Here is a 20807-nt window from a genome sequence, read left to right on the forward strand (position 1 = left end):
TCGCCGGGCGCCCGGCGTTCACCGGTCGGGGGCCCGGGCGTGCGGCGGGGCGGAGGGTCCAGCCGTTCCCGTGGTTCCGGACGCCGCGGCGGCTCCTGGCCACGCGGCGGCTGACCTGCGGAAGGACTCCGAGGTGGAACAGGTCGCCTGCGGAACCCGTCGGGTTCGCCTGGCCTCGGCGGCCGGTTGTCCACTCCCACTCCTCCCATGTACCCGGGTTCGCCACCAAGGACGCATGACGGTCGGTCCGGGTTGTCATCAGCCTGGCACAGGCTCGGGCCCGGACGTGGTGATACCGCCCGACGGGCGGGCTGACCAGGACGGTTACCCGATTGTGAGGTCACGACCCCGGCGTTCGTAGACTGCCACCGTGCTGACCATGCAGGATGCGCTGCTCGCGCTGACCAGGTACTGGACCGAACGGGGCTGCGTCGTCGTGCAGCCGTACAACACCGAGGTCGGCGCCGGTACGTTGAACCCGGCCACCGTGCTGAGGGTGCTGGGTCCGGAGCCCTGGCGCGTGTCCTACGTCGAGCCCAGCGTGCGGCCCGACGACGCCCGGTACGGCGAGAACCCGAACCGGTTGCAGACCCACACCCAGTTCCAGGTCATCCTCAAGCCCGACCCGGGCGACCCCCAGGAGCTCTACCTGGGCAGCCTCGAAGCGCTCGGCATCGACGTCCGGGCGCACGACGTGCGGTTCGTCGAGGACAACTGGGCCTCGCCCGCCCTCGGCGCGTGGGGCCTCGGCTGGGAGGTGTGGCTGGACGGGCTGGAGATCACCCAGTTCACGTACTTCCAGCAGGCGGGCGGCATGTCGCTGGACCCGGTGTCGGTGGAGGTCACCTACGGCATCGAGCGGATCATGATGGCGCTGCAGGGCGTCGACCACTTCAAGGACATCGCCTACGCGCCAGGCATCTCCTACGGCGAGGCGTTCGGCCAGGCCGAGTACGAGATGAGCCGCTACTACCTGGACGACGCCGACGTCGAGGCGAACAAGCGGCTGTTCGAGGAGTACGCCTCGGAGGCCCGCCGGATGCTCGACGCGCGCCTGCCCGTGCCCGCGCACAACTACGTGCTGAAGTGCTCGCACACGTTCAACGTGCTCGACGCCCGCGGCGCGATCAGCACCACCGAGCGGGCCCGCGCGTTCGGGCGGATGCGCGGCCTGGCCCGCGAGGTCGCCCAGCTGTGGGCCGCCCGCCGCGAGGAGCTGGGCCACCCGCTCGGCATCGCCGAGGCGCCCGCGGCGGCGACCTTGCCGACGACGTTCGCCGAGGTCGGCGAGCCGAGCACGGCGCTGTTCGAGATCGGCACCGAGGAGCTGCCGCCCGCCGAGGTCACCCGGACCGTCGAGGCGGTCGGCAAGGCCGTCGCCGACAAGCTCGGCGCGACCCGGCTGGCGCACGGCGCGGTCGAGGTCCACGGCACGCCGCGCCGAATCGTGGTGCTCGTGCCGGACGTCGCGCCGCGCGAGCCGGACGCCGAGAAGACCGTGCGCGGGCCGCGCGTGTCCGCCGCGTTCGACGCCGACGGCAACCCGACGAAGGCCGTGCAGGGCTTCGCCCGCGGCCAGGGCGTGGACGTGGCCGCGCTGGGCCGCGTCACCGAGAACGGCGTCGAGCACGTCGCCCTCGTGCGCACGGACCCCGGTCGCGGCGCGGTCGAGGTGCTCAGCGGGCTCCTCGGCGAGGTCGTGTCCGAGCTGCGCGCCGAGAAGAACATGAAGTGGAACGACCCGAAGCTGTCGTTCACCCGCCCCATCCGGTGGCTGCTCGCCCTGCTCGGCGGGACGCCGGTGCCGGTCGCGGTGTCCACTCTGGCCGCCGAGCCGAAGACGCGCGTGCACCGCACCGCGGCCACGCCGGTCGTGGAGGTGTCCACGGCGGACGGTTACCTGGAGTTCCTGGCCGGGCACGGGATCGACGCGTCGGCGGAACGCCGCCGTGCGGCCATCGTGGAGCGCGCGGAGGAGCTGGCCGCGTCCGTCGGCGGCGTCGTGGACTTCGACGGCGTGCTGGACGAGGTCACCAACCTGGTCGAGCGGCCGACGCCGATCCTCGGCTCGTTCGAGGAGCGCTACCTGGAGCTGCCCGCGCAGATCCTCACCACGGTGATGCGCAAGCACCAGCGGTACCTGCCGGTGCGCGCCGCGGACGGCTCGCTGCTGCCGCACTTCGTGGCCGTCGCGAACGGCGAGGTGGACGTCGACCTGGTCCGCGCGGGCAACGAGGCCGTGCTGCGCGCCCGGTACGAGGACGCCGCGTTCTTCTGGCGCGCCGACCTGCGCACGCCGTTGGCGGACATGAAGGCAGGGCTGGAGAAGCTGACGTTCGCCGACAAGCTCGGCTCGATGGCCGACCGCGCGGGCCGGATCGCGGCGCTCGCGGGACGGCTCGCCGATGTGGTCGGCGCGGCCGACGACACCCTGGCGCGGGCGGGCGAGCTGGCCAAGTTCGACCTCGGCTCGCAGATGGTGATCGAGCTGTCCAGCCTGGCCGGCGTGATGGCCCGCGAGTACGCCGAGCGGGCGGGGGAGACGCCGGAGGTCGCGCGGGCGCTGTGGGAGATGGAGCTGCCGCGCTCGGCGGGCGACGCGCTGCCGTCGTCCACGCCCGGCGCGCTGCTGTCCCTGGCCGACCGGTTCGACCTGCTGGCCGGGCTGTTCGGCATCGGGGCCAACCCGACCGGCAGCTCCGACCCGTTCGGGCTGCGGCGGGCGGCGCTGGGCGCGGTGAGCGTGCTGCGCGCGTTCCCCGGGCTGAAGGGCATCACGCTGACCAGGGCGTTGTCGCTGGCGGCGCAGGAGGTGGGCGCGCAGGGGCTCGACGTGTCGGCGGACGCGCTGGACGCGGCCCGCGAGTTCGCCGTGCGGCGGTACGAGCAGCAGCTGCTGGACGCCGGGCACGACCACCGGTTCGTCAACGCCGTGCTGCCGCTCGCCGACGCGCCGGCCGTTGCCGACACGACGTTGACCGAGCTGACGGAGCTGGCCGGGAACCCGGACTTCGCCGCGCTGGTCGCCGCGTTGCAGCGGGTGCGGCGGATCGTGCCCGCCGACACCGCGGGCGACTACGACCCGCAGGCGCTCGTGGAGCCCGCCGAGGTGGCGTTGCACAAGGCCGTGGCGGACGTGCCGGCGGGCGTGACGGGCCTGGCCGCGTTCGCCGCCGCCGCGTCCGGGCTGACCACGCCGGTGAACACGTTCTTCGACGAGGTGCTGGTCATGGCCGAGGACGCGGACGTGCGGCGGGCCCGGCTGGGGCTGCTGGCGGCGATCCGCGACCTGGCCGCGCCGGTCCTCGACTGGCAGGCGCTGGGCACCGCGCTCGGCTGAGCGGGCCGCGCGGCCGGGTTCCCGCCCGGTCGCGCGCACGCGAAAATCCCCGCCCACCGGTTCACCGGGGAGCGGGGATTTTCGGCTGACTACATGTCGCGGTTGTCCTGCAGGTCGTCCGACGGGGCCTGCGCGAACGACTGCGAACTGCCGGCGGCGACGGTGTGGTCCGGCGTGGCCTGTTCGGCGGCGGCCGGTCCGGCGCCCAGGGCGAGCAGTGCCGCGGCGGCCGCGGCCACCAGCGCTGCGGGGATGATTCTCACGCTGCTTCTCCTCACACACCTCTGCCATGGTTCGGCAGGCGACACCTTCGCACATAAATCGCTTGAACGGGTAGCCCTCTTTCGCACGTGCCGCATCCGTAGCCGAGTGGGTGCGGAGGGTGATTAGGGCCCGGGTAACGGTTCGACCAGCGTGTTCGATGTTCCGGGAGGTCACCCGACCGAATGACGCGGACCATTTGGAGCTGCGGGGTTGCTACGTCTTGACGAACCCGCCGCCCGAGGGATGGAATTCCGCAACATTCCGTTTTTCCGCTGTAGACGTCGATGTGCCGCGCAAGGGGTTGGCGAATGCGAAGGCTACCCAGAGCCGTGTCCTGCGGCCTGCTCGTCCTGCTGGTCGCCTCCTGCGGGACACCGGTGGACCCGCTGGCCCCGCCGACGGGCAGCCGGGCCCCGAAACCGGTGGTCGGCGTGATCCTCCCGGACCGCGAGTCGTCAGCCCGGTGGGACGAGCAGGACGCGCCGCTCCTCTTGCAGGCGTTGAACTTCGCGGGCGTCGACGGCGTGGTCGAGAACGCCGACGGCGACGAGGCGAAGTTCGCGAGCATCGCCGACCAGATGATCGCCGACCGCGTCGCGGTGCTCATGACGACGCCGCTGAGCCCCGAGGGCGGCGCCGAGGTCGAGCGCAAGGCGAAGGCCGCGAACATCCCCGTCATCAACTACGACCGGATCAGCCTCGGCGGCGCGGCCGACTACTACGTCTCGTTCGACAACCTCAACGTGGGCGAGTTGCAGGCCGAAGGTCTGCTGAAGTGCCTGGGCGACCGGCCGGGCGCGCGGATCATCGAGCTCCAGGGCGCGCCGACGGACAACAACGCGACCCTGTTCTTCGACGGCCAGCGCCGCAAGCTCGGCCCGAAGTACGACACCGGCGCGCTGAAGCTGGTGGACAGCCGGCCGGTGGAGAAGTGGGACCCGGTGCTCGGGCGGGCCGCGTTCGAGCAGATGCTCGCCGCCAACGGCGGTCAGGTGGACGGCGTCGTCGCCGCGAACGACGGCCTGGCCGGCGCGGCGATCGAGGTGCTGAAGTCCAAGGGCCTGGCGGGCAAGGTGCCGGTGACCGGTCAGGACGCCACGGTCGAGGGCCTGCGGGCGATCCTGCGCGGCGACCAGTGCATGACGGTCTACAAGCCGATCCGGGACGAGGCCGAGGCGGCGGCGCGGCTGGCCATCGCGGTGGCCAAGGGCGACCTCAGCGGGGCCGACGACCTGGCCACCGGCAACACCCGCGACCTCGTCTCGAAGCGGGACGTGAAGTCCGTGCTGCTCGGCGCGGACCTGATCACCCGGGACAAGGTCCGGGCGCTGGTGGCGGAGAGCGTCGTCAAGCCGGTGGACCTGTGCGCCGGCGACGTCGCGGACGACTGCGCCGAGCTGGGCATCCTGGTGAACTGAGGCGGGGCCTACCGGGGCGCCCAGCCCCGCGGCTCCGGCCGGGGCACGACCCGGACGCGCGGCGCGCCCGCGCGGTCCGGGCCCAGCACCAGGCGCCGGTCCCCGACCGCGTCCGCCACGAGCACGCGACGCCTCGTCACCTGCGAGCGCGGCGAGGAGGCGCCCCAGTCCTCGGCCAGCACGGCGTGCTCCCACAACGCGTGCGGATCGGCGCCGCGCCAGGCCGGCACGGCGAGCAGCTGCCACAGGCGGTCCTGGAGTCGCGTGACGTCGTCGTCCCGCTGGGACCACGGCCACCGGTTCGGGCGGCGTTCCACGCGGGGGTACCGCTCGGACAAGCGCCGCGCGACGTCCCTCAGCTCGGACAGGTGCGGGGCGTCCGGTGGCGGCGGGTGGCCGATCAGCGGCGCGAGGAGCGCTCGTCGGCCGACGAGTTCGACCGTGCGCCGCCCGAGGAGGTGGAGGCACCACTCCGGACCGGGGGACCGGGTCGAGCGCAGCGCGCGGGCCACGCGTCGCCGATGCCGGGAGTCCCGGCACCAGTCGTGCACGGCGCACGCCTCGCCGATCTCGGCTTCCGCCTCCCGGAACGCCACCGGGTACCACCGCGCGCGCCACGCGGCATCGCCCCACTTCGCCCAGACGAGCGCTTGCAGCTCGCGATGCACCACGTGCGCCGGCGCACGCGCCTTCCCGCACGTCGTGCAGGCGTAGAGCGGCCCGAGGCCCAGGTCGACGGTTCCGCCGCACTCCGCGCACAGCAGCACGAACCCGCCCCGGCGGGTGGCCTCCCGCCCGTCGCCCGCCGCCCTGCGCAGGACGGTCGCGGCGTGGTGCACGTCCATCCCGGCCCCCGCTCGACGTGGTCGTCTCCCCGTCGGCGAAGGTACGACCGCCGGGGCGGGTGGGCACACCGCTGTCCGGTTGCGGCCGGCCGCCGTCGAACGCGTGCCGGCGCGTCAGGCCGAGCCGGGGCCGGGGAGGACGTCGATGTCCGTCGCCCCCATCGGTTGCCCGCACTCCGAGCAGCACAGCTCGACGTGCCCGGTCCGGCCGCACGCGTGGTGGCGGTAGAGGACCGGCGGGCCGGCCTCGCCCGCCGTCCAGCGGTCGCCCCAGCGGACCATCACGAGCAGCAGGTCGACCAGCTCGGTGCCCTTCGCGGTGAGCGCGTACTCGTGGCGCGGCGGCTTGGCCGAGTACTCGCGCCGTTCCAGCACCCCCTGCTCGACCAGCCACTTCAGCCGTTCGGCGAGCACCTTGCGGGAGATGCCGAGGTCTTCCTGGATCTGGTCGAACCGCGAGACGCCCACGTACACATCACGCAGGATCAGCGGTGACCACGGCTCGCCGATGACGTCCATGGTGCGCGCGATCGAGCAGGTCATCTCACCGAACCGGGTTCGCTGCACGACCTCACCCTAGCGCACTGGGTTCCCTCAGGGAACGCTCGGTGCTACGGTGGGTTCCCTGAAGGAACCCAGGAGGTGTGCGATGGCCCGACCGCCCGTTGTGTCGCCACAGGAGTGGCAGACCGCCCGTGACGAACTGCTCGTCGAGGAGAAGGAGCTCACCCGCGCGCTGGACGCGCTGGCCGCCCGCCGGCGTCGCCTGCCGATGGTCCGGATCGGCGCCGACCACGCGTTCACCGCGCCGGACGGCGCCGTCGTCGGCTTGGCGGACCTCTTCGCGGGCCGCCGCCAGCTGGTCGTCTACCACCACATGCTCGCGCCCGGCCAGGACTGGCTCTGCTCGGGCTGCTGCTCGTTCACCGACAACCTCGGCGACCAGGTCCACCTCAACGCCCGCGACACCACGCTGATCCTCATGTCCCGCGCGCCGCGGGACGAGATCGCCGCTGTGCGCGAGCGGATGGGCTGGACGGTGCCGTGGTACTCGTCCGGCCAGGCGTTCCACGACGAACTGGGGCTGGGCGGCGGGTTCGGGCTCAGCGTGTTCCTGCGCGACGGCGACGAGGTGTTCCGCACCTACTTCACCACGTCGCGGGGCGTCGACCGGCTGCGCCTCGACTTCAACCTGCTCGACCTCACGCCGTACGGCCGGCAGGAGGCGTGGGAGGACTCGCCGGACGGCTGGCCGCAGACGCCCACCATGGCGTGGCTGCGCCTGCGCGACGAGTACGAGGTCCCGGCACGGTGACCCGCACGATGACCGACGCCGAGCGCGACGAGTTCCTGAGCCTGCCGCACGTGGCCGTGCTCGCCGTCGCCGCCGACGACCGCCCGCCGCTGACCGTGCCCGTCTTCTACGCCTACCGGGACGGCCGGATCACGTTCTTCACCGGCACGCAGGGCCGCAAGGCCCGCAAGACGCGCCTGCTGGCGCGCGCCGGCGCGTTCAGCCTGTGCGTGCAGCAGGCGACCTACCCGTACAAGTACGTCACCGCGGAGTGCGTGGTCGAGCGGGCGGACCGTTCGCCGTCGGTGGACGACGTGCGGGCGGTAGGGAGCCGGTACATGCCGGAGGAGGACGCGCGGGCGTTCGCGGAGGCGGAGACCGCCACGCCCGGCGGCACGTTCGTCCTGTTCACCGGGCGTCCGGTCCGCTGGCTGACCAGCGACGTCGGCGAGCCGGACGGCAGCGAGTCGGACGGCAGCGAGTCGGACGGCAGCGAGTCGGACGGCAGCGAGTCGGACGGTGGTGGCGTCGGCGAGCCGGACGACAGCCGGCCGGACGCCTAGGCCTCCTCGTCGTCGTGCCGCCCGGAGATGAACTCCTGCACGCGGATCTTCGCCCGGATCAGCGGCTGCCGGATGCGCGCCTCCCGGCGGTACGCCCGGCGCAGCTTGCGCGAGCCCTCGGTGTACCGCCAGCGGGCCCACGGCGAACCCGGCCGGGCCAGCCGCAGCGCGCCGATCTCCGGCAGCACCGGCACCAGCAGGCCGAGCAGCCCCGTCCACACCTTGCCCTTGAGCAGCGCCACGATCGCGAACCCGAGGTTCACCAGGATGACCAGCACCCGGACGGCCATGCCCTCGCCGTAGAACTCGTCGTAGCCCAGCGGCCGGGCGCCGAGGAGCAGCAGGCCGGTCATCCCGATGGCCAGGAAGACGGCGTCGACGGACAGCCGGCCGTCCTTGGTCCAGTACACGTCGCGCAGGTGCAGGATCAGCGCGAACTCGTCGAGCACCAGCGCCGTGCCGACGCCGAGCAACGCGGCCGCGGCGACCCGCCAGCCGTGCTGGTCGTCCGGCACGGCCAGGCCGATCACGCCGCCGAGCATCATGAAGACGGCGCCGGGCACGACGTGGTGGATGTGCGTGCCGCCGGGCGTCAGGTTGCCCGGCCACCAGCGCACCTTGGCCCGGATCAGGCGGACGCTGATCCGGATGCAGACGAACGCGAGCACCAGGCCGACGAAGAAGAACAGCAAGCGGGACTGGGGCAGGTGGAGCGGGTACACCCGTCCATCTTCACCCGTCGGGGTCAGGTGAAGTTCACGCCACCCTGCACGTCGCCCGCTTGCAGCACGTTCCCCCGGACCGTGGTGGCGGTGATCTGGTTCGTCACCCGGCCGGTCCGCGACGCTTCCAGGCGCGAGAGCAGCGCCGCGCGGAACCCGGGATCGACCTCGGTGACCTGCTCCAACGCCGCGCCCAACGCCGCCACCCGCGGCGAGCCCTCGGCCGCGCCCTCGGCGGCGGTGAGGGTCGCGGTGGCGGCGGGGTCGTCGGCGAACCTCGCGCGGACCAGCTCGTACAGCCCGGCCACGGCCCGCGAGGCGATCGCGGCGGCGACGGAGACCAGCAGCGGTTCAGGCACGGGAAACCCCCTGTGATCGCGACCTCGCTGACGGTAGCAGTGCGACTCGCCGCATTCTTCCGCTCGACTGCCGGCGGGATCTCATGGTTGACTGTCTTCGGTCGTACCTTTCTGTGTTCGTGTTCCACCACGCTCGCGGAACGGAGTTGCGGGCGCCGAACTTTCCTCGCCAGGAGGGGCCGGGGCCCTAGCTGACCCGGTGGTCGCAAGCGCGATCCGGCACCTGTTAGAGGAGAAGTAGCAAGATGGCAGTTCAGGGCACCGTCAAGTGGTTCAACGCGGAGAAGGGCTTCGGCTTCATCTCCCCGGACAACGGTGGCGCCGACGTGTTCGTGCACTACTCGGAGATCCAGAGCAACGGCTACCGCACCCTGGAAGAGAACCAGCGGGTGGAGTTCGAGATCGGCCAGGGCCAGAAGGGCCCGCAGGCGCAGGCGGTTCGACCGCTCTGACCTAATCCGGGTCACCACCAGGACCTGGATCTTTTCGGGCCGCCACCCCCTCCAGCGGGGGTGGCGGCCTGAATCGTCTGACCCTCAGGTGGTCAACGCGGGGGCCGCGCCGACCTGCTCGCCGTAGACGCGCTTGCCGACCAGCCGCGCGTCGTCGAACACGAAGAACGCCGTCGTGCGGACCTGGAACGGCCGTCCCGTGGGCTCCTCGCCGCGGAGACTTCCCAGGTGGGTGCCCCGCAGCTCCAGTTCCACGATCACCGCGTCGTCCGCGTGGTGGAGCGCGACGAGCGTGCTCCGCTGGTCCGGGAACGCCTCCCGGACGCGGGCGTAGTAGCCCGCCACCTCGGCCCGGCCGTCGAACACCTGCCCGGTCGCGACGATCTCACAGCGCGGGTGGTCGAACGTGCCGACCGCGGCGTCGAACTCGTGTTCGTTCTCCGACTCGAGGAGTTCCAGCACGATCGCCTCCCGCAGGGCCCGCAGTGCCTTGGACGCGGTCATGCGCGCGATTCCCTCCGGTTCGTCGGTAGCTGACGACGAAACACCGGTGTGCCCCACCAGTCAAGACGCGGCTCACCGGTCGGGACGCCGATCGGGACGGCGTTGGCCCACGTGCCGTGGTCGCCGCCGTCCACTCGGAGTGGCCGTGATTGGTGCCATTGCCCGTGCCGGGTGAGGGCCTACCGGCCGTACTTAATCGCTTACCTGCGGCTTTGCCGCTAAGGCGGTGGTGAACGCGCCACCGCCCGAGCGCGATCCGCTTATGGGCGCATTTCGTATGCTCCGGACAGCGCAGCCACGGCGTCCCACACCCGTTCGAAGCGGCCTCGGTCCACGACGGGCTTGCGCACCTGCGCGAGCGCCCACTCCTGCTGCGCCTCGGTGGACGACGCCTTGCCGTGCAGCGCGACCGCGTAGGCCGAGAAGTCGCGCACCAGGACGTCGAAGACCTGGTCGAGCACGTCGTCGTCCAGAGCGGTGATCGCGGCCTGCTCCAACACCAGCTGGCCGTAGACGACCAGCGTGAACAGGTGGCCGAGGTTGAGCAGGAAGTCCAGGTCCCGCTGCTGCCCGTCGTCGGGCGCGGCGGTGGTGAGCAGGGTGCGCAGCGCCCCCGCCTGCTCGTGGAAGCGGGCCACGTTCGGCACGCGGGCGTGGTCCCGGTAGGCGGTCTCCCAGTCGTGGAACCGGATCCGCCCGAGGCCGCGGGCCGGGCCCTGGTGCCAGAAGAACTCGTCGTCCGCCGGGTCGTGCCTGGTCGGGACGTCGGGGTACTCGGTCGGCTGGAGAAGGTAGTTCGGCATGAACTTGAGCACCAGGGCCAGGTTGACGTGGACCGTGCCCTCCAGCTTGGGCAGCGCGCGGACGTCGCGGGCCGCCATCGAGAAGTAGGTGTCCTTCTCGAACCCCTTGGCCGCGATCACGTCCCACAGCAGGTCGATGACCCGTTCACCCTCGCTGGTGACCTTCATCTTGGTGATCGGGTTGAACAGCAGGTAGCGACGGTCCTCGGGGGACGCGCTGCGGAAGTAGTCCACCGAGCGGTCGGCGAACAGCTTCATGGCGGTGAGCCGGGCGTAGGCGTCCACGAAGCTCTGCCGGACGTGGGGGAAGTCGGTGACCCGCTTGCCGTACAGGACGCGGTTGTGGGCGTGGGTGATGCTCTCGTAGAAGGCGTGCTCGGCGATGCCGACGGACGCCGTGCACAGGTTGAACTTGCCCACGTTCACGGTGTTCAGGGCGGCGCTGAACGCGTCCGGGCCGGTGTGCAGCACGTCGTCCGCCGTCACCGGGTACTCGTCCAGGCGGAACTCGCTGACGAACATCTGCGAGTCCACGATGTTCTTGACCAGCGTGAACCGCTCGTGCTGCGAGTCGACGGCGAAGAAGACGTACCCGTCCGGGCCCTCGACGTCGGCGCGGCGGCCGAAGACCGAGACCATGCCGGCGACGTTGCCGTTGCCGATGTAGTACTTGCCGCCGGTCGCGGTGAACCCGCCGTCGCCGGTGGGCGTGAGCACCATGTCGGTCGAGTAGACGTCCGCGCCGTGCTCCTTCTCGGACAGTCCGAACGCGAACACCGCGCCGCCGTCGAGGAGTTCGGCCGCCTTCCTGCGCGCCACGGCGTTGTCGCTCATCCAGATCGGACCGAGCCCGAGGACGGTGACCTGCCACGCGTACCAGTACTGGAGGCCGTAGAAGCCCAGGACCTCGCTCAACGCGGCGTTGCGGGCGGCGTCCCAGCGCTTGTCCGGCGCGCCGTCGGCCTCGGAGCGGGGAGTGCAGAAGGTGGCGAACAGCTTCTCGCGCGCGACGAAGTCCAGGAACTCGGTGTACCAGACCTTCGCCTGGTCGTCGGCGATGAGCCGCCGCTTGCCGCGCTCCTCGAACCAGTCGATCGTCGCGCGGAGCAGGCGCCTGCTCTCGTCGTCCAAGTGGGCGGGGTCGTAGGTGTTCGGGTCGAACAGCACCGGGGTTCTCCCTTCGTCGCCGCCGCACGCTACCAGTCGGTAACTTGTCCGGCCCGTCGCTCCGGACGCGATTGTCGGGGGTCGCGCGTAACGTGCTGCGCGTCACAGGACCGAGGAGTAAGCCATGCACCTGCTCGCCATCGGCACCCGCAAGGGTCTTTGGCTCGCGACCAGCGAAGACCGCACGTCGTGGAGCCTGGACGGACCGCACCACCCGATGACCGAGGTCTACGCGATCGCGATCGACAACCGCCGCGACCGCCCTCGCCTGCTCGTCGGCACGACCAGCTCGCACTTCGGCCCCACCGTCCTGACGAGCGACGACCTCGGCGCCACGTGGGACGAGCCGGACCAAGCGCCGATCGCGTTCCCTGAGGGCGCCTCGCTGGAACGCGTGTGGCAGCTGGCGCTGACGCCCGACCCCGAGGTCGTGTACGCGGGCACGCAGCCGTCCGCGCTGTTCCGCTCGGAGGACGGCGGGCGGACGTACTCGCTGGTCGAGGGCCTGTGGAAGCACCCGCACCGCGAGCAGTGGGAGGCCGGGTTCGGCGGGCAGGCCATCCACACCGTGCTGCCCGACCCGGCCGACCCGTTGCGCGTGACCGTGGCGATGTCCACCGGCGGCGTGTACCGGACGTTCGACGGCGGGTCGTCGTGGGATGCCTCCAACACCGGCATCAAGGCGTACTTCCTGCCGGACCCGTTCCCGGAGTTCGGGCAGTGCGTGCACAAGGTCAGCCGGCACCCGTCCGCGCCCGAGCGGTTGTTCCTGCAGAACCACCACGGCGTCTACCGGTCCGACGACGCGGGCGCGACGTGGACGTCGATCGCCGACGGCCTGCCCGCCGACTTCGGCTTCCCCATGGTCAACCACCCGCACCGGCCGGACGTGATCTACAACTTCCCGCTGACCGCCGACGGCGACCGCTTCCCGCCCGGCGGCAAGTGCGCCGTGTACCGCTCGCAGGACGGCGGGTCGTCGTGGGAGGCGCTGCGCAACGGGCTGCCGGACGGCTTCTGGACGGCCGTGATGCGTGACGCGATGTGCACGGACGCGGCGGAGCCCGCCGGGGTCTACTTCGGATCGCGCTCCGGCGAGGTGTACGGCAGCGCCGACGAAGGCGAGTCGTGGCAGCGGATCGCCGAGCACCTGCCCGACGTGGTGTGCGTGCGCGCCGCGGAGGTGTGAGCGCCGTGCGAGTGCGAGTCCTGATCCCAGGTCCCCTCCGCCAGACCGCCGGCAACCAGGGCCGACTGGACGTGGACCTCCCGGAACCCGCGACGTTGGGCGCCCTGCTCGACCACCTGGCCGCCCAGTACCCCCTCTTGGACCGACGGTTGCGTGACGAGCAGTCGGGCCTGCGCCGTTACGTGAACTTCTACGTGGACGGCGAAGAATGCCGCCGCCTGTCCGGCCCCGACACCCAACTGACCCCGAACGCGGAGGTGCAAATCCTGCCCTCGGTAGCCGGCGGCTGACCCGTGCGGCCGGCGGCCGGACCGGGCCGGCTTGGGCGCGACGGTGGGGCTGGTGGCTGGTTCGGGCGCGCGGGTGCGGCTACTGGGGTTGGGGTGGCTTGGTGATCACCCGGTAGAGGGGGCGGAGGTCGTCGGTCACCGGGCGGCCGTCCACGACGAGGGGTTCCAGCTGGTCCAGCAGGGTGTCCGGGCGGCGGGTGGTCGGTTCGGCGACGTCCGGCACCACCTCGGGCGCCCGCGGGCGTGTCCAGAAGGCGTGGAAGGAGTCGGGCGAGTCCTTCGGTGGCGCGGCGGCGGCGCGGCGGGGTTCCTCGGCCTTGACCCCGGCCTCGGCTGGGATCGGGGCGCGGAGTTCGCGCAGTCGGTCCAGCAGGTCCTCTCGCGACCGCCCGCGCCAGGCCAGGATCTCGAACGGGTCGGTGTCGAACGACTCGGCCAGCAGGTAGCAGGTCGCGGCGAGGTGCTTGCACGGCACCTCCCAGTCCGGGCACGTGCAGTCCATCGACAGCTCCCGCATCGTGCTCGGGAACAGCGTGAGGCCGAGGTCGGCGAAGACGTCCTCGATCTCCGGCGGCATCTCGCCCGCCAGCAGCTTCGCGGCGAAGATCGCCCGGTCCGCCAACGCGTGCTCGATGCGCCGCCAGTCGTCATCGCTGAACTTGCGCACCCCGATCCGCGCCCGGTACGGCTCGGGACGCGTGCCCGTCACCAGCGCCACGACCAGGCTCGTCGACAGCGACAGGCTCATCACCTGGCCCGTGCGGGCGTACGCACGGCCGCGGCTCAGCCGGCCGCCCATGCCGAACGACTCCAGCACCTCGACGAACCGGCGCGACCACCACGTCTGCGCCACGTCGCCGCGCTTGCTGCGCAACGTCAGGCCGCCCTCGACGCGGATCGGGCGCGACGGCGTGCGGGACGGCGGGCGCGAACCGTGCCAGCCCACCCGGTCGTGCCGGTCGCCCACGTCGTGACGGTCGTTGGCGTCGTGCCGGTCGCGGGGGTCGTGCCGGTCGCGGCGGTCGTCCCGTTCGCGGGGGTCGGGGCGCTCGGGCGAGTGGCGGTCAGTCACCGACGGCCTCCCCGGACAGGGCGAACAGCTCGCGCAGCTCGCCGGTCGACAACTCGGTCAGCCAGTCCTCGCCCGCGCCGACCACGAGCTGCGCCAACCCGCGCTTCTCCTCGATCATGCGGTCGATCCGCTCCTCCAGCGTGCCCACGCACACGAACTTCCGCACCTGCACGTGGTGGCGCTGGCCGATGCGGAACGCCCGGTCGGTCGCCTGGTCCTCCACCGCCGGGTTCCACCAGCGGTCGAGGTGGATGACGTGGTTCGCGGCGGTCAGGTTGAGGCCCGTGCCGCCCGCCTTCAACGACAGCACGAAGATCGACGGCCCGTCCTCGTCCTGGAACCGCCGCACCATCTCGTCCCGCGCCCGCTTGGACGTGCCGCCGTGCAGGTACAGCACCTCGGTGTCGAACCGGGCCGCGAGGTGCGGCACGACCAGCGACCCGAACGCGGTGAACTGCGTGAAGCACAACGCCTTGTCGCCGTCCGCGAGCGCTTCCTCCAGCACCTCCTCCAGCCGGGCGAGCTTGCCGGACCGCCCGGCGATCCGCGAGCCGTCGCCGAGGAGCTGCGCCGGGTGGTTGCACACCTGCTTGAGCCGCGACATCGTCGCCAGCACCAAACCCTTGCGCTTGACACCCTCCGCCTCCGCGATCCGGGCCAGCATGTCGTCCACCACGGCCTGGTAGAGCGACGCCTGCTCGGCGGTCAACGTGCACAGCTGCTTGACCTCGATCTTGTCCGGCAGGTCGCTGATGACCCGCGGGTCGGTCTTGAGCCTGCGCAGCACGAACGGGCCGGTGATCCGGCGCAGCCGCACGGCCGCGTCCTCGTCGTGGTGCCGTTCGATCGGCACGCCGAACCGGGCGCGGAACGTGTTGATCGTGCCCAGCACGCCGGGGTTGACGAAGTCCATGATGGACCACAGCTCGGCCAGCCGGTTCTCCACCGGCGTGCCGGTCAACGCCACCCGGTGCCGCGCGGGCAGCGACCGCACCACGCGCGACTGCCGGGTCGAGCTGTTCTTGATGTTCTGCGCCTCGTCCAGCACGATCCGGTCCCACGAGACGTCGGCGAGCTTCCCTCCGTCCCGCGCGACGACGGCGTACGTGGTGATCACCAGGTCGCACGCGACGTCGAGCGCGCGGTCCGCGCCGTGGTAGACGCGCACCTCCAGCCCCGGCGTGAACCGCGCCGCCTCGCGCTGCCAGTTGCCGACCACCGACATCGGGCACACCAGCAACGTCGGCAGCCGCTTGCCGTGCCGGCGGTTGTGGGCCTCCAACGCGAGCAGTTGCACGGTCTTGCCGAGCCCCATGTCGTCCGCCAGGCACGCGCCCAGTCCCAGCCGGTCGAGGAACGCCAACCACGCCAGCCCTCGCCGCTGGTACGGGCGCAGTTCGGCGACCAACCCCGGCGGCTGCTCGACCGGTTCGACGTGGTGGTCGGCCTCCCCGGACAGCAGGTCGCCCAGCCAGCCCGTGGCCTCCACCCCGTTGAGCGGCAACGGGAGGTCCGCGTCGTCGGGGTGCAGGCCGGAGTGCAGGAGAACCTGCGCCGCCGTCATCTGCCCGCCGCCGCGTTTGAGGAAGGCGAGCCCGGCGGCGAGCCGCTTCGGGTCGACGTGCACCCACTGGCCGCGGACGCGGATCAGCGGCACCTTGGCGGCGGCGAGCGACAGCAGTTCGCCCTCGGTCAACCGCTCGTCGCCGACCGCCAGCTCCCACCGGTAGTCGACCAGGACCTTCAGCCCGAGTTCGCTCTCCTTGGCGACCTCGCCCGCCGTGCCGCGGCTGGTCGCGTTGAGGCGCAACCCGAGCCGGTGCGGCTGGCGCCACCACGACGGCAGCATCACGCCGAACCCGGCCTCCGCCAACAGCGCCGCGTGGTTCAGGAAGTCGTACGCGCCTTCGACGTCGAGTTCCAGCTCGACCGGTCGTTTGGCCGACAGCGCCCGGTCCAGCGCCGGGTAGAGCCGTCCGGCCCGCCCCAGGTCGCCCAGCAGCACGTCCTGCGGTCGGCTGACCCACCGCCGGAGCACGGCATCCTGCTTGTGCCACAACTGTTCCGCGGTGACGACCACACTCGGCTCGTCCACCGCTTGCAGCAGGAACTCGACCCGCCAGCCGTCCTTGGCCGCGCCGCCCTGGTCCGGTGAGCTGAGGCGGAAGCACGTCCGAACCGGACTGTCCCGCAGCCCACTGGCCCGCCAAGCGGCCACCTTCCCCCGTAGTGCCCCCACCTCCCCGGTCATCCGCGGATCACCGACCAGCGCAGCCAGCCACCGCCCGACCACCCCGTCGTCCCCGCTCACCGACGTGCCCGTGAGCGAAGCCCGAACGTCGCGGTCGACCGCCCGATCCAGCACCTCCATCACCAGGTCGCCCGGCCCGTCACCACCCGGGAACGAGGGCGGCATGCTCGCCCGCAGCGCCGCGTACCGAACCGAGTCCACCCCGGACAACGCGGTCCGCCACCGGGCGCACCCGTCACCGTCGATGGACGGCAGCACCCGCCCCCGCCGCACCAGGTCGCGCCCGAAGGCGAGGACGTCCGCCAGGAACTTCCCCGACGCCCCGACCCGGCAGTCCGGCAACGCCTCGGGCAGCGGCCCGTCCACCCACACGACGGGAACCACCCACTCGCGCCAGCGGAGCGCCCCACGCCGAGCGCTCACCGATTCGCGCACCAGCTCAGGCGACTCACCCGGCCCGGCCGCGTAGGACGGCAGCCGAACCGACAGCGTCCCGACCCGCCCGCCGCCCACCAACGCGGCCAACGCCTCGCCAGGAACCGCGAACGGATGCCCCACCGCACTCCGCGGCAACCGCCCCACGACCCGCGCCGGCAACCGCGAGTCCTCACCCCACCACGCGACGCGACCACCAGCCACGCCCAGGGCGTGCAGCACCAACACGCACAGCACTATGCGCCCAAACCCAAACCACCCCCAACCCGGGTGGCCACACCCTCACCACCGCCGAGGCCACCACCCCCCAGCCCCAGACCACCCACCACCGCCCGGAACCGCGACCACCCACCACCGCCCGGGACTGCCGCCCCGGACTGCCGCCGCTGCGGTTTCCGCCGCCCGGATTGCCGGCAACGAGGGGCAATGCCCCACCGGCACCGTCACTTGGCCCGACCACCGCTGCCGGCCAGGATTCATGCCCCACCGCGGCCGCAACCCGGCGCCGACCACCGCTCGGGTCAAGGCCGACGACCCGTCCGCCGCTGAGAGCCGATCGTGGCGACCTGAGCTGTCGCCGGCCGGGACCGGGCAGCCAGGGTGGCGTGGGGCGGTCCCGCAGCCAGAACTGGGTGGGGTGGGTGAAGGGGGAGGGCGGCTGGGTGGGTGGCCGCCCACCGGCCCACAGGTGGTGGTTAGTGCGGTTGGCGGGATCGGGACTTCGTCAGCGCTGTCACGCCGACACCGGCCAGGCCGACCTGGAGGGCGAGTTCGATCCAGTCGACGCCCGACGTGTTCGCCACACCTATCGCCGACGCCGCGAACGTGCCGACCAGCGCCGCCACGACACCCACCAGCAGTGTCATGAGCAGTGAGATGCGCTGCTTGCCCGGCACGACGAGCCGACCGAGGCCACCGATGAGCACACCGATGAACAACGCCGAGATGAGCCCGGTGATCTCCACGAGAGGTCCTTTCCCCGTCCTACGCGTCCACCACCAGCCTCACCCCGCCACCTCACCCCCCGAATCGGGCGTTCCCCTGACCCGCCCCTGATCCCGACCCTGAACGCGCAACACCTCGGCGGCCTGGTCGGACAGCGCCCGGCCCGGCACGTCGGGGTCGCAGCCGACCTTCGCCAGGCGGGACCTGATGGACGTGGGGGAGCGTTCCAGCCTCTTCGCCAACGCCCTGATCAGCTCGGCGGTCGGGGTGCCGTGCGGTGCGGCCAGCCAGTCGGCGCGCAGGGCGTCGTCCAGGTCTTCCGTCCACGGTTGGTTCGCGTTGGCGGGCCGGTCGCGGGCCGGGGTGGACGGTGGGCCGCTCAGCTTGCCCAAGGCTTCGAGCACCTGCGCCAGGAGCTTGCCGATCCGCGCGCCGGCGTCGGCGGGCAGGCGCAGGGCGCCTTCGGCGACCAGGGCGCCGGACGTGTCGACGCCGGTCAGGTTCAGCGCCAGCTCCGGGTCGGCGGTGGCCACCACCTGGTAGGTCGTCGTGCCGATGCGGACCGAGTTCTCGTACGTGGTTGTCGTCATGCTGATGACGTTAGCGGAGGGGTACGACAATTCCGGGTCAGCGGCAGAGCGGGCACGTCGGCGCGGTCGGCTCGTCACCCGTCAGGTACGGCTTCAGGTGCTCGGCGATGGCCCGCGCCAGGGACGGCGGCACGGCGTTGCCGATCTGCCTGGCCACCTCGATCTTCGAGCCGCACCACTCGAAGGTGTCCGGGAAGCTCTGCAGGCGCGCGGCTTCGAGGTGCGTGATCGGGCGGTCGACGCGGTGGCCGTGCTCGCCGGGCTCCCACTGCGGGTGCAGGTACCGGCCCTTCTCGGGCTTGTAGAACTCGGTGCGGATGGTCAGCGACGGCTCGTCCCACCGCATCCGACCCATCACGTCCGTCGTGCCGGTCTTCTTCTCCCGCCAGCACCGCGGCAGCAGCTCGACCGGCAGGTCGAACCGGCCGCCGCCGGGCGGGATGTGGCGGTAGCGCTCCAGCGACAACGGCGTGGGGTTGCGGCCGATGTGCAGCTCCGGGCTCTTGAACGGGCCGGGCAGCGGACGGCCGAAGAACTCCACCACCGAGTTCGGCAACGTCGTCGTCACCGGCCGCTCCGGCAGGCCGCGCAGCACGTCGCCCACGGTGTGCCAGCGGTCGCGCGGGTGGGTCGGCGCGGGCAGCGGGATGCGCCCGATGCGGGAACCGATCACGATCGCCCGCCGACGTCGTTGCGGCACACCGAAATCGGCCGCGTGCAGGATGCCGGAACTCAGCTCGTAGCCCTCGGTCTCGGCCTGCAGGAGCGCGAACTCGGTCGACGCCAGGAACCGGTCGACGTTCTCGATCACGAACACCGCCGGCCGGGCCTGCCGCACGAACCGCAGGTACTCCCGCCACAGCGAGTTGCGCGGGTCGTTGACGTCCTTCGACCCGAGGTTCGAGAACCCCTGGCACGGCGGACCACCCACGATCAGGTCGACCTCGGGGATCTCGCCGTCCGGCACGGACGCGATGTCCGACCAGCGGATGTGGTCCTCGCCGAAGTTCGCCGCGTACGTCGCCGCCGCGTGCAGGTCCCACTCGACCGCCATCACCGGGCGGTAGCCGCCCGCCGCCGCGAACCCCGCGGTCATGCCGCCACAGCCGGCGAACAGGTCGATCATGGACAGCACGCGATCAGGCTAGCCGACCGCGCCGCTCCAGCACCGTGGCTTGGACCCGACTCGCCGCGACCACCGGGTCCTCGTGCTCCCAGATCCGCACCGAGAGCCACCCGGCGTCCGCCAGGACCTGGTCCGTGTTCGCGTCACGGGCCTGGTTCCCCTCGATCTTGGCGCGCCAGAACTCGCCGTTGCGCTTGGGCCACGTGCCGTGCTCCGGGCACCCGTGCCAGAAGCAGCCGTCCACGAACACCGCGACCTTCGCCGGCCCGAACACCACGTCCGCCTCGCGCCGCACCGCGCGCACCGGCCGCTGGTGCACCCGGTAGCGCAGGCCGCGCCGGTGCAGCTCACGCCGCAACGCGACCTCGATCTCCGTGTCGCGGGAGCGCTGCTTGCTCATCCGGGCGCGGACGTCGTCCGTCGTCTCCAGGTTCGGCACCCGGCCATGATGGCTCACGCCGGGTGCAGCACGTCCCGCAGCCTCCGCGCCGCCCGGTCGAGCTGCGCGCGCGACGGCAGCAGGGCCGCGCCGACCCGCGTGAACTCGGTGATCCCCAGATCGCTGAAGAAGAACGGCGGCATCGCGTGCACCAGCAGCGCCTCCGACCGCTGCGGGCCGCCGCGCGGGTTGAGGATCAGCCGCTCCACCCACGCGTCCACCTTGAACACGGTGTCCGCCAACGGGTGCACGCGCACGTCGAGCCCGTGCCCGCGCAGCACGGCCAGCACGTGGACGTCGCGCAGGAACCCCAGGAAGTCGGACACGACGCGGTTGCGCAGCGCCTCACGGCCCGCCGCCCCCACCTCGGCGATCACCTCGCGCGCCGGCGTCCACAGCATCGCCCGGGCCCGCTCGTCGGCCTCGCAGAACTCGCGGAACTCGGGCCAGCAGGGTAATCGGCCAAGGACTTCCACCACGTGGTGGGCCACGTGGGCGAAGGCGAAGTCGGGCCGCCAGTCCCGGATCTCCGGCACGTCGGTCGGGCCGGGCGGCGGCGCGCTGCGGCACGCGGCTTCCACCTCGTCGACGGTCACCCGGTGGATCGCGGCGGCCCGGTGCGCCATGACGTGCTCGACGACGTGCTTCCGCTTGCCGTACCAGTGGTTGAAGTGGAGGCGGGTCTCCTGCGTGACGTTGAACAACCTGCGGACGTCCAGGGCCGTGGTCATGACGCAGA

At 72.1% G+C, this 20807-nt stretch carries 21 protein-coding genes; 7 read left to right on the forward strand and 14 right to left on the reverse strand.

What is annotated here, in order from left to right; all coding sequences use genetic code 11:
* Window positions 1-379 precede the first annotated feature (379 nt).
* On the forward strand, window positions 380-3340 hold the full coding sequence (locus ACFQ3T_RS09750; RefSeq protein ID WP_380722584.1) for a glycine--tRNA ligase: 2961 nt from the start codon (window positions 380-382) through the stop codon (window positions 3338-3340).
* Window positions 3341-3429: 89 nt separating this feature from the next.
* Here ACFQ3T_RS09750 and ACFQ3T_RS09755 read toward each other — a convergent pair whose 3' ends face one another.
* Window positions 3430-3603, reverse strand: a complete 174-nt coding sequence (locus ACFQ3T_RS09755) for a hypothetical protein (RefSeq protein ID WP_380722517.1) — start codon at window positions 3601-3603, stop codon at window positions 3430-3432.
* A 309-nt stretch (window positions 3604-3912) separates the two neighbouring features.
* On the opposite strand from ACFQ3T_RS09755, the gene ACFQ3T_RS09760 reads away from it, so the two are divergent.
* Window positions 3913-5022, forward strand: coding sequence for a sugar ABC transporter substrate-binding protein (locus tag ACFQ3T_RS09760; protein ID WP_380722519.1), 1110 nt, complete (start codon window positions 3913-3915; stop codon window positions 5020-5022).
* Between the two features lie 8 nt (window positions 5023-5030).
* Here ACFQ3T_RS09760 and ACFQ3T_RS09765 read toward each other — a convergent pair whose 3' ends face one another.
* Entirely contained in the window at window positions 5031-5867 is an 837-nt protein-coding gene (locus ACFQ3T_RS09765) for a hypothetical protein (protein ID WP_380722521.1), read from the reverse strand.
* A gap of 114 nt (window positions 5868-5981) precedes the next feature.
* Window positions 5982-6434, reverse strand: coding sequence for a winged helix-turn-helix transcriptional regulator (locus tag ACFQ3T_RS09770; RefSeq protein ID WP_380722523.1), 453 nt, complete (start codon window positions 6432-6434; stop codon window positions 5982-5984).
* 82 nt (window positions 6435-6516) lie between these two features.
* On the opposite strand from ACFQ3T_RS09770, the gene ACFQ3T_RS09775 reads away from it, so the two are divergent.
* Both ACFQ3T_RS09775 and ACFQ3T_RS09780 read left to right on the forward strand, forming a co-directional pair.
* Window positions 6517-7182 (forward strand): DUF899 domain-containing protein, encoded by a 666-nt coding sequence (locus ACFQ3T_RS09775; RefSeq protein WP_380722525.1) that lies wholly within the window; start codon window positions 6517-6519, stop codon window positions 7180-7182.
* The gene (locus tag ACFQ3T_RS09780) at window positions 7179-7724 is read left to right on the forward strand and encodes a pyridoxamine 5'-phosphate oxidase family protein (protein WP_380722527.1); all 546 of its coding nucleotides are present in this window, start codon (window positions 7179-7181) and stop codon (window positions 7722-7724) included. The genes ACFQ3T_RS09775 and ACFQ3T_RS09780 overlap by 4 nt, the downstream gene beginning before the upstream one ends.
* Here ACFQ3T_RS09780 and ACFQ3T_RS09785 read toward each other — a convergent pair.
* Window positions 7721-8446 (reverse strand): hypothetical protein, encoded by a 726-nt coding sequence (locus ACFQ3T_RS09785; protein WP_380722529.1) that lies wholly within the window; start codon window positions 8444-8446, stop codon window positions 7721-7723. The two genes, ACFQ3T_RS09780 and ACFQ3T_RS09785, sit on opposite strands and share 4 nt — an antisense overlap.
* A gap of 23 nt (window positions 8447-8469) precedes the next feature.
* Window positions 8470-8805 (reverse strand): hypothetical protein, encoded by a 336-nt coding sequence (locus ACFQ3T_RS09790; RefSeq protein ID WP_380722531.1) that lies wholly within the window; start codon window positions 8803-8805, stop codon window positions 8470-8472.
* 245 nt (window positions 8806-9050) lie between these two features.
* Here ACFQ3T_RS09790 and cspE point away from each other — a divergent pair, with 245 nt between their 5' ends.
* Window positions 9051-9257 carry a transcription antiterminator/RNA stability regulator CspE gene (gene cspE, locus ACFQ3T_RS09795; RefSeq protein WP_015098655.1) on the forward strand — a complete coding sequence of 69 codons (207 nt, stop codon included), beginning with the start codon at window positions 9051-9053 and terminating at the stop codon, window positions 9255-9257.
* 84 nt (window positions 9258-9341) lie between these two features.
* Here the strand turns inward: cspE and ACFQ3T_RS09800 are convergent, their stop codons facing one another.
* Both ACFQ3T_RS09800 and ACFQ3T_RS09805 read right to left on the reverse strand, forming a co-directional pair.
* Entirely contained in the window at window positions 9342-9761 is a 420-nt protein-coding gene (locus ACFQ3T_RS09800) for an ester cyclase (protein ID WP_380722533.1), read from the reverse strand.
* Window positions 9762-10021: 260 nt separating this feature from the next.
* On the reverse strand, window positions 10022-11731 hold the full coding sequence (locus ACFQ3T_RS09805) for an acyl-CoA dehydrogenase (protein ID WP_380722535.1): 1710 nt from the start codon (window positions 11729-11731) through the stop codon (window positions 10022-10024).
* Window positions 11732-11855: 124 nt separating this feature from the next.
* On the opposite strand from ACFQ3T_RS09805, the gene ACFQ3T_RS09810 reads away from it, so the two are divergent.
* A complete protein-coding gene (locus ACFQ3T_RS09810; RefSeq protein ID WP_380722537.1) occupies window positions 11856-12920 on the forward strand; it encodes a WD40/YVTN/BNR-like repeat-containing protein in 1065 nt (354 codons plus the stop codon).
* Between the two features lie 5 nt (window positions 12921-12925).
* Entirely contained in the window at window positions 12926-13210 is a 285-nt protein-coding gene (locus ACFQ3T_RS09815) for a MoaD/ThiS family protein (protein ID WP_380722539.1), read from the forward strand.
* Window positions 13211-13289: 79 nt separating this feature from the next.
* Here ACFQ3T_RS09815 and ACFQ3T_RS09820 read toward each other — a convergent pair whose 3' ends face one another.
* The 7 genes from ACFQ3T_RS09820 to ACFQ3T_RS09850 all read right to left on the reverse strand — a co-directional run bounded on the left by ACFQ3T_RS09820 (window position 13290) and on the right by ACFQ3T_RS09850 (window position 20799).
* Window positions 13290-14282, reverse strand: coding sequence for an SWIM zinc finger family protein (locus ACFQ3T_RS09820; protein WP_380722541.1), 993 nt, complete (start codon window positions 14280-14282; stop codon window positions 13290-13292).
* Window positions 14275-17196, reverse strand: coding sequence for a DEAD/DEAH box helicase (locus ACFQ3T_RS09825; RefSeq protein ID WP_380722543.1), 2922 nt, complete (start codon window positions 17194-17196; stop codon window positions 14275-14277). Before ACFQ3T_RS09825 ends, ACFQ3T_RS09820 begins: the two co-directional genes overlap by 8 nt.
* Window positions 17197-17663: 467 nt before the next feature.
* Window positions 17664-17933 carry a GlsB/YeaQ/YmgE family stress response membrane protein gene (locus ACFQ3T_RS09830; protein ID WP_380722545.1) on the reverse strand — a complete coding sequence of 90 codons (270 nt, stop codon included), beginning with the start codon at window positions 17931-17933 and terminating at the stop codon, window positions 17664-17666.
* Window positions 17934-17972: 39 nt separating this feature from the next.
* Window positions 17973-18503, reverse strand: a complete 531-nt coding sequence (locus tag ACFQ3T_RS09835) for a hypothetical protein (RefSeq protein WP_380722547.1) — start codon at window positions 18501-18503, stop codon at window positions 17973-17975.
* A gap of 37 nt (window positions 18504-18540) precedes the next feature.
* Window positions 18541-19629: a DNA cytosine methyltransferase gene (locus ACFQ3T_RS09840; protein ID WP_380722586.1), complete on the reverse strand. Its 1089-nt coding sequence runs from the start codon at window positions 19627-19629 to the stop codon at window positions 18541-18543.
* 13 nt (window positions 19630-19642) lie between these two features.
* Window positions 19643-20029 carry a very short patch repair endonuclease gene (locus tag ACFQ3T_RS09845; protein ID WP_380722588.1) on the reverse strand — a complete coding sequence of 129 codons (387 nt, stop codon included), beginning with the start codon at window positions 20027-20029 and terminating at the stop codon, window positions 19643-19645.
* A 53-nt stretch (window positions 20030-20082) separates the two neighbouring features.
* Window positions 20083-20799: a hypothetical protein gene (locus ACFQ3T_RS09850; protein ID WP_380722549.1), complete on the reverse strand. Its 717-nt coding sequence runs from the start codon at window positions 20797-20799 to the stop codon at window positions 20083-20085.
* Window positions 20800-20807: the final 8 nt, after the last annotated feature.

Origin of the sequence: Saccharothrix hoggarensis, assembly GCF_042678885.1 — a bacterium.
GTDB classification, from domain to species: domain Bacteria; phylum Actinomycetota; class Actinomycetes; order Mycobacteriales; family Pseudonocardiaceae; genus Actinosynnema; species Actinosynnema hoggarensis.